Annotated in this window: 10 protein-coding genes and 1 other RNA gene; 6 read left to right on the top strand and 5 right to left on the bottom strand. The window is 61.7% G+C overall.

The window, feature by feature from the left end; all coding sequences use genetic code 11:
• Positions 1-137 precede the first annotated feature (137 nt).
• The 5 genes from G486_RS0112795 to gyrA form a co-directional block, all read right to left on the bottom strand.
• Positions 138-2156 carry a bifunctional 3-phosphoshikimate 1-carboxyvinyltransferase/cytidylate kinase gene (locus G486_RS0112795; protein WP_027015897.1) on the bottom strand — a complete coding sequence of 673 codons (2019 nt, stop codon included), beginning with the start codon at positions 2154-2156 and terminating at the stop codon, positions 138-140.
• A gap of 164 nt (positions 2157-2320) precedes the next feature.
• Positions 2321-3193 carry a prephenate dehydrogenase gene (locus tag G486_RS0112790; RefSeq protein ID WP_027015896.1) on the bottom strand — a complete coding sequence of 291 codons (873 nt, stop codon included), beginning with the start codon at positions 3191-3193 and terminating at the stop codon, positions 2321-2323.
• Positions 3193-4293, bottom strand: a complete 1101-nt coding sequence (pheA, locus tag G486_RS0112785) for a prephenate dehydratase (RefSeq protein WP_027015895.1) — start codon at positions 4291-4293, stop codon at positions 3193-3195. The genes G486_RS0112790 and pheA overlap by 1 nt, the downstream gene beginning before the upstream one ends.
• Positions 4294-4420: 127 nt before the next feature.
• Positions 4421-5530 (bottom strand): 3-phosphoserine/phosphohydroxythreonine transaminase, encoded by a 1110-nt coding sequence (gene serC, locus G486_RS0112780; protein WP_027015894.1) that lies wholly within the window; start codon positions 5528-5530, stop codon positions 4421-4423.
• Positions 5531-5635: 105 nt separating this feature from the next.
• Positions 5636-8326: a DNA gyrase subunit A gene (gene gyrA, locus G486_RS0112775; protein ID WP_027015893.1), complete on the bottom strand. Its 2691-nt coding sequence runs from the start codon at positions 8324-8326 to the stop codon at positions 5636-5638.
• Between the two features lie 229 nt (positions 8327-8555).
• Between gyrA and ompA the strand changes: the two genes are divergently transcribed.
• The 6 genes from ompA to G486_RS22255 form a co-directional block, all read left to right on the top strand.
• Positions 8556-9215, top strand: coding sequence for an outer membrane protein OmpA (gene ompA, locus G486_RS0112770; protein WP_027015892.1), 660 nt, complete (start codon positions 8556-8558; stop codon positions 9213-9215).
• Between the two features lie 85 nt (positions 9216-9300).
• Positions 9301-10017 carry a bifunctional 2-polyprenyl-6-hydroxyphenol methylase/3-demethylubiquinol 3-O-methyltransferase UbiG gene (gene ubiG, locus G486_RS0112765; RefSeq protein ID WP_027015891.1) on the top strand — a complete coding sequence of 239 codons (717 nt, stop codon included), beginning with the start codon at positions 9301-9303 and terminating at the stop codon, positions 10015-10017.
• 3 nt (positions 10018-10020) lie between these two features.
• Positions 10021-10686: an HAD family hydrolase gene (locus tag G486_RS0112760; protein WP_027015890.1), complete on the top strand. Its 666-nt coding sequence runs from the start codon at positions 10021-10023 to the stop codon at positions 10684-10686.
• Between the two features lie 13 nt (positions 10687-10699).
• Positions 10700-11077: a transfer-messenger RNA gene (gene ssrA / locus G486_RS23585) on the top strand.
• A 221-nt stretch (positions 11078-11298) separates the two neighbouring features.
• Positions 11299-12324, top strand: a complete 1026-nt coding sequence (locus tag G486_RS22260; protein WP_245587314.1) for a tyrosine-type recombinase/integrase — start codon at positions 11299-11301, stop codon at positions 12322-12324.
• A gap of 45 nt (positions 12325-12369) precedes the next feature.
• A partial coding sequence (locus G486_RS22255) for a transposase (RefSeq protein ID WP_034387583.1) occupies positions 12370-12617 on the top strand: 248 nt, incomplete at its 3' end.

The raw sequence follows: 12617 nt of genomic DNA, 5'->3' as shown, positions 1-12617 counted from the left end.
AAGCGTTTCTAAGACTGCCTGCGGAGGGTTTGAGGGCTCGTGCCCACGGGGTTAGGGTCAATAAACCTGCGAATCCGGCAGGGGGTCTTTCCATGCCTGGACTCGAAGGACGGTTTGCCGGCTCTCCAGCCGGGCCGTCAGGCCCGGCCGAAAGGCTGGCGTTCCTGCCACCAGGAAAGCACGCGCTCCACGACCTGGTCTATGGAAAGCGCAGAGCTGTCTAGTTGCAAGGAATCTTCGGCGGCCTTGAGCGGCGCCACGCTGCGGTTCATATCCCGCGCATCGCGCTCCTCAAGGTCCGCCCGAAGGGCGTCAATTCTAGCTGATATTCCCTGGGATATCAATTGCTTATGGCGCCGCTCGGCGCGGCAGGCTGCCGAGGCCCAGAGATAGACCTTGAGCGCAGCCTGGGGAAAGATCACGGTGCCCATGTCGCGGCCGTCGGCCACGAGGCCGGGCAGTTGCTGAAACGAGAGCTGCAGGTCCACCAGCGCACTGCGCACGGCGGGCAGTGCAGAGACGCGCGAGGCGTTCATTCCGGCCTCTTCGGTGCGAATCGCCTGGCTGATGTCTTCGTCGCCCAGCCAGATGCGCCCGGACGCGAAGCGCACGGGCAGCGCGCGCGCGAGCTCGGCAATGGCCGGTGCATGGGCCTCATCGAGCGCCAGCCCCGCGCGCGAGGCCGCGAGGCCCGTGATGCGGTAGAGCGCGCCCGAGTCCAGCAGGTGGTAGCCCAGGCGCTGGGCCACGGCGGCTGCAATCGTGCCCTTGCCCGAGGCCGTGGGCCCGTCGATGCAGATCACGGGGATGCGTTCGCGCGCCGTGCTGCAGACGGACAGCAGGGCCTCGAAATAGTCGGGAAAGGTCTTGGCCACGCATTTCGGGTCTTCGATGCGCACGGGCAGGCCCGCCGGGTTGAAGGCCGCGAGGGAAAAGCACATGGCCACGCGGTGGTCGTCGTAGGTGTGGATCGTGGCGGCCTTCCAATCGGCGATACCGGCAGGCGGCGTGATGCTGATCCAGTCCTGGCCCTCTTCGACAACGGCGCCGAGCTTGCGCAGCTCGCAGGCCATGGCGGCGATGCGGTCGGTTTCCTTGACGCGCCAGCTTGCGATATTGGTGAGGCGGGTCGTGCCCTGGGCGTAGAGCGCCATCACGGCAAGGGTCATGGCCGCGTCGGGAATGTGGTTGCAGTCCAGGTCGATGGCCTTGAGCGGCCAGGCTCCACGGCCGACCTGCAGCCAGTTGGGTCCGCTTTCCACGCGTGCGCCCATGGCCTGGGCGGCTTCCACAAAGCGTATGTCGCCCTGCAGGGAGTTTTCGCCCACGCCCAGGATTCTGAGGCCCGGCTCCGAGGCGATGGCGCCCAGGGCGATGAAGTAGCTGGCCGAGGAGGCGTCGGCCTCCACGTGCAGCTCGCCAGGCGATTGGTAGCGGCTGCCTGCAGGAATCACGAAGCGCTGCCAGTCCTCGTTTCTGACTGCAATGCCAAAGCGTGCCAGCAAGGCCAGGGTGATGTGAATGTAGGGCCTGGAGATGAGCTCGCCCACGACCTCGATGTGGATGTCGCGCCCGGTGGCCAGCAGGGGCAGGGCCATGAGCAGCGAGGTCAGGAACTGGCTGGAGACATCGCCGCGCACCTGGATGGGCGCATCGCCCAGCTGGCTGAAATCGGGCACGCCGATGCTGAGCGGCGGAAAGCCCGTGTTGCCCAGGTAGTCTATGCGGCAGCCCAGCTGGCGCAGCGCGTCCACCAGGTCGCCGATCGGGCGCTCGTACATGCGCGGCACGCCCGTCATCTCGAAGCTGCCGCCCAGCACGGCCAGGGCTGCGGTCAGGGGACGCATGGCCGTGCCGGCATTGCCCAGAAAGAGGCGGGCGGCCGTGTCTGGCGGCAGCTGCCCGCCCAGGCCGGTGATGTGCACGGGCTGGCCGGGCGTGATGCTGGCCGGGCTTACGCTGCAGCCCAGTTGCTGCAGGCTGGCCAGCATCACACGCGTGTCGTCGGAGTCGAGCAGGTCGTGGATGACGCTGGTGCCCTGGCTGAGCGCCGCCAGCAGCAGCACGCGGTTGGAGATGCTTTTGGAGCCCGGCAGGCTGACCTCGCCCTGGGCCTGGGCAAGTGCGGGAAGATCTAGAAAAGCGGTGCTGAACATGGCAGTTGATGGGTTGCAGTGGTTTGCACTATTCAAAAAAGAGAGCGCCTACCACTTGCTCTCATTGGATTAAAGGTTGATTTCGTATTGAAATCACCTTGTAGCTTGCGGTAGCAGCTCTCTTTTTATATGTCCGCAGGCGCGCCTGCGCAGCGGGGATGTTTTCAGTGGCCGCTCATGCGCCATTGGGCGCGTGCGGCGCTGGCCAGGGTGACCCGGTCTTCCAGGCCTTGGTGGTTGCCGTCCTCGATCAGGGCTTCGAGCTCGCTCAGTGCCTGGCGGAAGTGGCGCGACTGGGCCAGAACCTGTTCGCGGTTGGCCAGCAGCACGTCGCTCCACAGGCGCGGGTCGCCCGCGCCTATGCGCGTGAAGTCGCGAAAGCCCGGGCCGGCCAGGGCCAGCATCTCGTCGCCGCTGGTCTGGGACAGCAGGCTTTGCATCATCGCAAACGCCAGCAGGTGGGGCAGGTGGCTGACCGCAGCCAGAGCCGCATCGTGCGCCTCGGGCGACATGGCGCGTACCTTGCAGCCCAGCTTTTCCCAAAGCTTCTGCGCCTTTTTGAGGTGGCTGGTCAGCGTGCGCTCCGTGGGCGTGAGAATGACCTGGGCGCCCTGGTAGAGCTGCGCATCCGCATGCTCCACGCCCGCAAGCTCCTTGCCGGCGATGGGGTGGGCGGGCACAAAGCTGCCCAGGCGGTCGCGCAGCGACAGGCGTGCGGCCTGGACCACATCGGTCTTGGTCGAGCCCACGTCCATGACCAGGGTCTTGGGCGTGATCAGGTGCTTGATGGATTTGAGCGTGGGCTCGGTGGCCGCCACGGGCACGGCCAGCAGGATCAGGTCCGAGCCCGAGGCCGCCATCAGGGCCGAAGGCGCTTCGACATCGATGACGCCCATCTGGCGCGCGCGCTGGGTGGTGGACGGCGATTTGCTGTAGCCCACCACGCGCTTGACCAGGCCGGCCTGCTTGAGCGCGAGCGCGAACGAGCCGCCCATGAGCCCGCAGCCGATCACGCCCAGTTGTTCGAAAGCCTGCATCACTTGGCCACCGGGTAGGAGCCCAGCACCTTGTAGAAGGCGCACAGGCCGCGCAGCTCCTGCAGGGCCGCGCTCACATGGGGCTGGCTGGGGTGGCCTTCGAGGTCGATGTAGAAGTAATACTCCCACTGACCGGTGCGTGCGGGGCGCGATTCGAAGCGGGTCATGGAGACGCCGTGTTTTTTGAGCGGCACCAGCAGATCGTGCACGGCGCCTGGCTGATTGGGCACGGAGACGACCAGGCTGGTGCAGTCGCGGCCGCTGGGCTCGGGCGTGGCCAGCGTGTGCGGCAGGCAGATCACGGCAAAGCGTGTGCGGTTGTAGGCATCGTCCTGGATTGCATGCGCGACCACGTGCAGGTGGAACTGCTGGGCTGCGCGCTCGCCGGCCAGGCCCGCGATCTCGGGGTGCAGCGCGGCCAGGCGTGCGCCCTCGGCATTGCTGGAGACGGGGCGGCGCTCGGCATGCGGCAAGTGCTTGGACAGCCAGCCCTGGCACTGGGCCAGGGCCTGGGGGTGGGCGGCCACGACCTCGATGCCTTCAAGCGAGTTGCTGGAGCGCAGCAGGTTGTGGCGCACCAGCAGGCTGACTTCGCCGACCACATGGCAGGGCGTGTGCAAAAACATGTCCAGCGAGCGCGTGACCACGCCTTCGTTGGAGTTCTCCATGCCGACCACGCCGTACTGCGCGCTGCCTGCGGCCGTGGCATGAAAGACTTCGTCAAAGCTGGCGCAGTACATGAGATCGGCCGCGCCACCGAAATATTCGACGGCCGCCTGCTCGCAGAAGGTGCCGGCCGGGCCGAGCACGGCCACGCGCTGGGGCGATTCCAGCGCCAGACAGGCGGACATGATCTCGCGCCAGATGGCCGAGACGTGGGCGCTCTTGAGCGGGCCGGGGTTGGCGGCTTCGATCTTCTGGATCACCTGGGCCACGCGGTCGGGGCGGAAGAACGGCGAGCCTTCGCGCTTCTTGAGCTCGCCCACCTGCTCGGCCACGCGGGCGCGCTGGTTGACCAGGTCCAGCAGTTGGTGATCCAGGGAGTCGATCTGCGTGCGCAGTTGCAGCAAATCGCTGCTGGCTTGGGGTTCTGTGCTCATGAGTCTCTCAAATGCGTAGCGTGCCGCGCACGTTGTTCAAGGGTTGCAAGATGAAATACTGCGGAGATCCTTGCCCTGCATGCGCTGGCAGCTCATGTTTTGTGTTTGATGGCTTGGCCCCGGGATGTCAGGCCTGGCTTTGCTCGAACTCGCGCATATAGGCGATCAAGGCCTGTACGCCCTCCAGGGGCATGGCGTTGTAGAGGCTGGCGCGCATGCCGCCCACGGACTTGTGGCCCTTGAGCTGCAGCAGGCCGCGCGCCTTGGCGCCGTCCAGAAAGGCCTGGTTGCGCGATTCGTCGCGCAGGAAGAACGGTATGTTCATGCGCGAGCGGCAGTTGCCTGCGACCTTGTTGAGGTAGAACTGCGACTGGTCCACAAAGTTGTAGAACAGCTCGGCCTTGGCAATATTGCGTGCCTGCATGGCAGCGATGCCCGTGAGCTCACCTTCCTTTTGGCGCTTGAGCCATTGAAAGGTCAGGCCGGCGATGTAGATGCCCCAGGTCGGCGGTGTGTTGAACATGCTCTGGTTGTCGGCCACGACGCGGTAGTCAAAGGCCGAGGGGCAGGTGGGCAGGGCGTGGCCGAGCAGGTCTTCGCGCACGATGACCAGGGTCAGGCCCGCCGGGCCCAGGTTTTTTTGCGCGCCGCCAAAGGCCAGGCCGACGCGACTCCAGTCAACGGGGCGCGAGGCCACGTGCGAGGAAAAATCGATCACCAGGGGCGCATCGCAGCCCAGGGCCTTGAGGTCGGGCAGCTCCTGGAACTCCACGCCGTGAATCGTCTCGTTGCTGCAGATGTGCACATAGCTGGTGCCGCGCGCGAGCTGCCAGCTCGACGGTGCGGGAATACTGGTGAAGCCGGCCTGCTCGCCGCTGGCGGCAAGCCGCACTTCGCTTGCGTACTTGCGCGCTTCCTTGGCCGATTTCTGGCTCCAGCCGCCGGTGACCACGAAGTCCACGGCGCCCGCGCGCGAGAGGTTGAGCGGGACAATGGCATTCTCGGCCAGGCCGCCGCCCTGCATGAACAGGATCTTGAATTCGGGCGGCACGGCCAGCAGCTCGCGCAGATCGGCCTCGGCCTGCTCATAGATGCTGATGAATTCCTTGCCCCGGTGGCTCATCTCCATGACGCTCATGCCCGAGCCCTGCCAGTCCAGCATGTCGGCGGCTGCCTGCTGCAGCACTTCGACGGGAATCGCGGCCGGGCCCGCGGAGAAGTTAAAGGGACGATTCATTGGAATTCTCGGTCAGATCACGGGCAGGCGCCGATATGGCAAGCGCTTGATGCTATCAAAATACATGCCCCTGCGCTGAGGCAGGGGCGATGGGGTGGAGGCTTTTCAGACCTCGGGATCGGTCGGTGCTGCGGCGCTGGCGGAGCCCTCGGCTCCTGCGGCATTGCCGGCGTCCGGGGCTTCTTCGGCGCTGTCGGCCTCGGTGTCCACCTCGGCATCGTTTTCCACGATGCGCTGCAGGCCGCCGAGCTTGGCGCCCTCGTCCAGCGAGATCAGTGTCACGCCCTGGGTGGCGCGGCCGAGTTCGCGGATTTCGGAAACGCGCGTGCGCACCAGAACGCCGGTGTCGGTGATGAGCATGATCTCGTCATCGGCGCGCACCAGCGTGGCGGCCACGACCTTGCCGTTGCGCTCGCTTTGCTGGATTGCAATCATGCCCTTGGTGCCGCGGCCGTGGCGCGTGTACTCGACGATGGAGGTGCGCTTGCCGTAGCCGTTCTCGGTGGCGGTGAGCACGGATTGCGACTCGTCCTCGGCCACCAGCATGGCGATCACGCTCTGGCCTTCTTCCAGGTTCATGCCGCGCACGCCGCGCGCATTGCGGCCCATGGGGCGCACATCGTTTTCGTCGAAGCGCACGGCCTTGCCGCCGTCGCTGAACAGCATCACATCGTGCTGGCCGTCGGTCAGCGCCGCGCCGATCAGGTAGTCGCCATCGTCCAGGCCCACGGCGATGATGCCGGCCTTGCGCGGGTTGGAGAACTCATCCAGCGCGGTTTTCTTGACCGTGCCCATGCAGGTGGTCATGAACACATAGTGATCGGCGGGGAAGCTGCGGTACTCGCCTGTGAGCGGCAGCACGACGTTGATCTTCTCGCCATCCTGCAGCGGGAACATGTTGACGATGGGGCGCCCGCGCGAGCCGCGCGAGCCCGCGGGCACTTCCCAGACCTTGAGCCAGTACAGACGGCCGCGGTTGGAGAAGCACAGCAGGTAGTCGTGCGTGTTGGCGATGAAGAGCTGGTCGATCCAGTCGTCTTCCTTGGTGGATGTGGCCTGCTTGCCGCGCCCGCCGCGCTTTTGCGCCCGGTACTCGGACAGGGGCTGGCTCTTGATGTAGCCGGTGTGGCTGAGCGTGACCACCATGTCGGTGGGCGTGATCAAGTCCTCGGTGGACAGGTCTTGCGCGCTGTACTCGATGCTGGAGCGGCGCTCGCCCTTCTTGTTCTGGCCGAACTCGGCCTTGAGCGCCGTGAGCTCATCGCCAATGATCACGGACACGCGCTCGGGCTTGGCCAGGATGTCGAGCAAGTCCTCGATCACGGACATGATGTCCTTGTACTCGGCAACGATCTTGTCCTGCTCGAGGCCGGTCAGGCGCTGCAGGCGCATCTGCAGGATTTCCTGGGCCTGGGTCTCGGACAGGCGGTAGCGGCCATCGCCTTGCATGCCGTAGTCCAGCTCCAGACCTTCGGGACGGTAATCGTCGGCATTCACCAAGCCGCCATCGGCGCGCGTACGCGTGAGCATCTCGCGTACCAGCTGGCTGTCCCAGGATTTCTCCATCAGGGCGGCCTTGGCCACGGGCGGTGTGGGCGCGTTGCGGATGATGGCGATGAAGTCGTCGATATTCGCGAGCGCCACGGCCAGGCCTTCGAGCACATGGCCGCGCTCGCGCGCCTTGCGCAGCTCGAACACCGTGCGGCGCGTGACCACTTCGCGGCGATGCTGCAGAAAGACTTCGATCAGCTCCTTGAGATTGCACAGCTTGGGCTGGCCATCGATCAAGGCCACCATGTTCATGCCGAACGTGTCTTGCAACTGGGTGAGCTTGTAGAGGTTGTTGAGCACGACCTCGGGCACCTCGCCGCGCTTGAGCTCGATCACCAGGCGCATGCCGGATTTGTCGCTCTCGTCCTGGATATGGCTGATGCCTTCGATCTTCTTTTCGTGCACCAGCTCGGCCATGCGCTCCTGCAGCGTCTTCTTGTTGACCTGGTAGGGCAGCTCGTCGACGATGATGGCCTGGCGCTGGCCGCGGTCGATGTCCTCGAAATGGCATTTGGCGCGCATGACCACGCGGCCGCGCCCCGTGCGATAGCCTTCCTTGACACCATTGATGCCGTAGATGATGCCGGCCGTGGGAAAGTCCGGTGCGGGGATGATCTCCATGAGCTCGTCCACGCTGGCGCCGGGATTCTGCAGCGAGTGCAGGCAAGCATCGACAACCTCGTTGAGGTTGTGCGGCGGGATGTTCGTGGCCATGCCCACGGCGATGCCCGAGGAGCCATTGACCAGCAAATTCGGCAGTCGCGTGGGCAATACCAGAGGTTCGCGTTCGCTGCCGTCGTAATTGGGGCCGAAATCTACCGTTTCTTTATCGATGTCGGCCAGCATTTCATGCGCTATCTTGGATAGGCGGATTTCGGTATAGCGCATGGCCGCCGCGCTATCACCGTCCACGGAGCCGAAGTTGCCCTGACCATCGACCAGCATGTGGCGCAAGGAGAAATCCTGGGCCATGCGCACAATGGTGTCGTACACCGCGCTGTCGCCGTGCGGGTGATATTTACCGATGACGTCACCCACAATACGCGCCGACTTCTTATAAGGGCGGTTCCAGTCATTGTTGAGCTCGTGCATGGCATAGAGCACGCGGCGATGCACGGGCTTTAGTCCATCGCGTGCATCGGGCAGGGCGCGGCCCACAATCACGCTCATGGCGTAATCCAGATAGCTGCGGCGCATCTCCTCCTCGAGGCTGATGGGCAGGGTTTCTTTGGCAAACTGGGTCATGTCTTGCGATACTTGGATGGCAGAGAAATGACCATTTTAGGACCAATGGCCTGTAGCAGCCTAGCAACATATCCTGGCAATTCCGCTGCTGTCCTACTTGCTGAGATAGTCTTCGCAGCCCGATAGCATGTTACGTATGGCACAATCAAAACAGCGTTTTTGGTGATGGTCACTAATGACGTCCACAGATTCGCAGCCCTGCTGCGGCTTTTTCCCCAAGAGGAGAACCATGAAGAAACTGAACAAAGTGGCGATGTTGTTTGCCTCTGCCGCCCTTGCAACTGCCGCTGGTGCACAAGTGAAGGCTGCTGATGGTGGCAAGACCATCGACAACTGGCAGAACGGCACCAGCGAGCTGGTGTGGAAGAACGGTACCAATGAATTGTGCTGGCGCGATGCCAACTGGACGCCTGCTACCGCTGCTGCTGACTGCGACGGCGCATTGAAGCCCGTGGCTGCTCCTGCCGTGGCTCCTGCTCCTGCAACTGTTGCACCAGCTCCTGCTCCTGCACCCACGCCCGCACCTGCTTCGACCAAGGTTACCTATTCGGCTGACGCTTTCTTCGACTTCGACAAGGCTGTGCTTAAGCCCGAAGGCAAGGCCAAGCTGGACGACGTGGTCTCCAAGGTCAAGGACATCAACCTGGAGGTCGTGATCGCTGTGGGTCACACCGACTCCGTGGGCTCTGATGCTTACAACCAGAAGCTGTCGGTGCGTCGTGCCGAAGCCGTGAAGGCCTATTTGGTGTCCAAGGGCATCGAAAAGAACCGCGTCTACACTGAAGGCAAGGGCAAGAAGCAGCCCGTCGCCGACAACAAGACCAAGGAAGGTCGCGCACAGAACCGTCGCGTGGATATCGAAGTGGTCGGTACCCGCGCTGCTCAGTAATCGTAGAGATTGCTTTCTGGAAAGCCCCGGCAACGGGGCTTTTTTTTATGCCTGAAACCTTTGTGCAATCGCGCACAATCAAGACATGAGCAATGCCATTAATGCCGATCCGGCCGAATTAGAAAAATTCTCCAGCCTCGCCCATCGCTGGTGGGATCCTGAGAGTGAATTCAAACCCTTGCATCAGATCAATCCCTTGAGGCTGGACTGGATCGACGGCCTTGCATCCTTGCAAGGTCAGCGTGTGCTTGATGTAGGTTGTGGGGGGGGGATTTTGGCCGATTCCATGGCACGCAAGGGAGCTGCCGAGGTCATGGGCATAGACCTTGCATCCAAGGCATTGCGTGTGGCCCAGTTGCATGCTCTGGAGGCAGGTACGCCCAATATTCAATATCACGAACTCAGCGTGGAGCGCCTGGCTGTGGAAAGGCCGGCTTCTTTCGATGTGGTGACCTGCATGGAAATGCTTGAACATGTCCCTGATCCAGCCTCCGTCGTCAAAGCTTGTGCGCAGCTCGTCAGACCAGGCGGATGGGTATTTTTTTCCACAATCAACCGCAATGCTAAGGCCTTTGGGTTGGCCATCGTGGCTGCTGAATATCTGCTCAAGATGATTCCCAAAGGGACGCATGAGTATGCGAAGCTGATTCGCCCCAGCGAGCTGGCGCACTTTGTGCGCGAAGCTGGTCTTGAGCTGCACTCCGGCAAGGGAATGCAGCACAACCCGATCACAGGACGCTATTGGCTTGGTGCTGATACTTCGGTGAATTACATGCTGGCTGCGCGCAGGCCCGAGGAGTAAACCATGTGGGGTCATGTTCAGGCCGTGCTCTTCGATCTCGATGGCACGCTCATTGATAGCGCGCCCGATCTTGGGGCAGCAGTGGACAAGATGCGTTTGGACCGCGGTCTGCCATCCCTGCCCTTTGAAAACTACCGCCCTATGGCCGGTGCTGGTGCACGTGGCATGTTGGACGTGGGTTTTGGGATTACGCCTGACTCAGTAGAGTTTTCTGACATGCGCGAAGAGTTTTTTCAAAACTACGAGTGCTGCATGACGGAGCGTACTTACCCTTTTGAGGGGGTCGCTGAACTCGTGGCCAAGCTCGAAGCTGGCTCCATGCCTTGGGGTGTGGTCACCAACAAATCCATGCGCTTTACCGATCCCTTGACTCGAAACATGTCCTTGTTCGCGAGTGCTGGAGCCATTGTGTCCGGGGATAGCACACCACACGCCAAGCCCCACCCAGCACCACTGCTTGAGGCGGCATCCCGCCTGGGTATCGAGCCTGAGCTATGCGTTTATGTGGGAGATGACGAGCGAGACATTCTTGCTGGCAAGGCTGCCGGCATGAAGACCGTGGCAGCCTGCTATGGCTATCTGGGCAGCCAACATGAGACGGAGATGTGGAATGCCGACGCCCAGATCGCGGCCCCGCTTGAGCTTCTGACATTGCTAGGAATAAGGTAGACTATAGGCTTACGGGGCTGTCCTGGTTTCGACGTGGGTTCGGGACCGGCGTGGTGCATGTCGAGCTTGATTGATGCTCGTTAATCTCCATTCAAAAAACTAACTGCAAACGACGAACGTTTCGCACTCGCCGCTTAAATCCGGTGAGCCTTGCAACAGCACGCTGATGGGCTGGGCAAGGGGGTAGCAATACCTCCCGGCTGCAAGGGAATTTACATCAGCTGGTCGCGCATTGGGCTCCTTAATGCGTGGCAAGACAATAGGGGGCTGGTTTGCTGGATAGCGTGCATCTGCGCGATCCAGGAGGCGAGATTCAAAACAGAGTGCTAAACATGTAGATCTGCCCGGCGAAGGCTTGCGGACGCGGGTTCAATTCCCGCCAGCTCCACCACCACACTGTCCAAAGGCGTTCACTGAAGTCCAGTGAACGCCTTTTTTCTTTGAAAAATCAATAACTTGCAATCCAATCTAGTCCAATGAGGTCCCATGGCAGCCAAGCGCTGACCGGGGAACGTATCGGGGAACAAAACCCTGTAAAGTGCATATAACGGGGTTTGTTCCCCGGTTTGCCTGTTCCCCGCTTGGAGCTTTGGACATGTTGACTGATAAACAATGCAAGAACGCCACCTGCCCCCAGATAAGAAGCGAGCGCGCTTCACCGATTCTCTTGGCCTGTACCTAGAGGTCAGTCCATCCGGTTCCAAGCGTTGGTTCTGGAAAACCTACTTTGACGGCAAGGAAGGGCGGATGGCGCTGGGGAGCTACCCTGCTCAGAGCCTGGCTGATGCGCGCAAGGCTCGCGATATCGCCAAGTTGAAAAAGGCAGATGGCGTTGACCCCATTCAAGAACGCAAGCTCGAAAAATTGAAGGGATCTCGAAATGGTGGAGATACCTTTCAGGCTGTTGCGCTCGAATGGCATGGCCGGCAGGTTGATCAATGGAGTGATACCCATGCCGAGCGTACCAAACGGCAATTGGAGCGCGATCTATTTCCCTGGATTGGCGACCGGCAAATGTCCAGTATTGAGCCAATGGAGCTGCTTGCGACACTGCAAAAAATTGAAGAGCGGGGGGCCTTGGAAACGGCAGATCGTGCATTGATGCTGTGCCGTCAGATTTGGCGCTACTGGTTGCCCACAGCGGGGAACACCCGGCGCGATATCACCGTCGGATTGAAGAACCGACTGACTCCGTACCGGGGAACAAACTTTCCCGCAATTGTTGAGCCAAAGCGATTTGGTGAATTGCTGCGCGCGATGCATGTCTACAAAGGCAGTCACACCGTGCGAACGGCGCTTTTGCTGGCACCTTTGCTATACCAGCGTCCTGGAAACCTTCGCACAATGGAATGGGCAGAGGTGGACCTTGACGCCGCGCTTTGGACGATTCCTAGCATGAAGATGAAGCGAACAAAGGTAGAAAAAGAGCAGGGTGAACCACATGTGGTTCCGCTGCCGATGCAGGCTGTAGAGCTGCTGCGAAACCTGCAAGCTTTTACGGGGCGTGGCATTTATGTTTTTTCAGGACAGCGTGACCATGAAAGGCCGATGTCCGATAACTCTGTTCGTAGTGCTCTGTATTCGCTAGGGTTTGGAACTGAGCAGTCAATGGCAGAGGGTGTACAGAATTTTGTGTAAACGGACAATCCATCGCAGGCGATAGCCTGCTTGTCCGCAAACACAATGACAACCAAGAAGCACGAAGTACCGCAAGAACTGTTGACCAGCCTGCTGGCCGATTACAAGAAGCCTGAAGACCTGATTGGCGAGAACGGCTTACTCAAGCAACTGACCAAACTGCTGGTGGAGAAGGCTCTGCAAGCAGAGCTGACCGAGCACCTGGGTCACGAGCGCCATGACGCCGTGGCCAACGCCAGCGGCAACACCCGCAACGGCACGAGCAAGAAGACTCTGAAGGGCGAGTTCGGCGA

The sequence above is a fragment of the Comamonas composti DSM 21721 genome, assembly GCF_000429845.1.
In the GTDB taxonomy this organism is placed as follows: domain Bacteria; phylum Pseudomonadota; class Gammaproteobacteria; order Burkholderiales; family Burkholderiaceae_C; genus Comamonas; species Comamonas composti.
This window is presented reverse-complemented; position numbering and strand designations above follow the sequence as displayed.

Coding starts and splice junctions, on each gene's coding strand:
- serC (WP_027015894.1), bottom strand. CDS start 5,530: ATGAATCGTCCCTTTAACTTCTCCGCGGGCCCGGCCGCGATTCCCGTC.
- pheA (WP_027015895.1), bottom strand. CDS start 4,293: ATGAGCACAGAACCCCAAGCCAGCAGCGATTTGCTGCAACTGCGCACG.
- G486_RS0112790 (WP_027015896.1), bottom strand. CDS start 3,193: ATGCAGGCTTTCGAACAACTGGGCGTGATCGGCTGCGGGCTCATGGGC.
- G486_RS0112795 (WP_027015897.1), bottom strand. CDS start 2,156: ATGTTCAGCACCGCTTTTCTAGATCTTCCCGCACTTGCCCAGGCCCAG.
- ompA (WP_027015892.1), top strand. CDS start 8,556: ATGAAGAAACTGAACAAAGTGGCGATGTTGTTTGCCTCTGCCGCCCTT.
- G486_RS0112760 (WP_027015890.1), top strand. CDS start 10,021: ATGTGGGGTCATGTTCAGGCCGTGCTCTTCGATCTCGATGGCACGCTC.
- ubiG (WP_027015891.1), top strand. CDS start 9,301: ATGAGCAATGCCATTAATGCCGATCCGGCCGAATTAGAAAAATTCTCC.
- G486_RS22260 (WP_245587314.1), top strand. CDS start 11,299: ATGCAAGAACGCCACCTGCCCCCAGATAAGAAGCGAGCGCGCTTCACC.
- gyrA (WP_027015893.1), bottom strand. CDS start 8,326: ATGACCCAGTTTGCCAAAGAAACCCTGCCCATCAGCCTCGAGGAGGAG.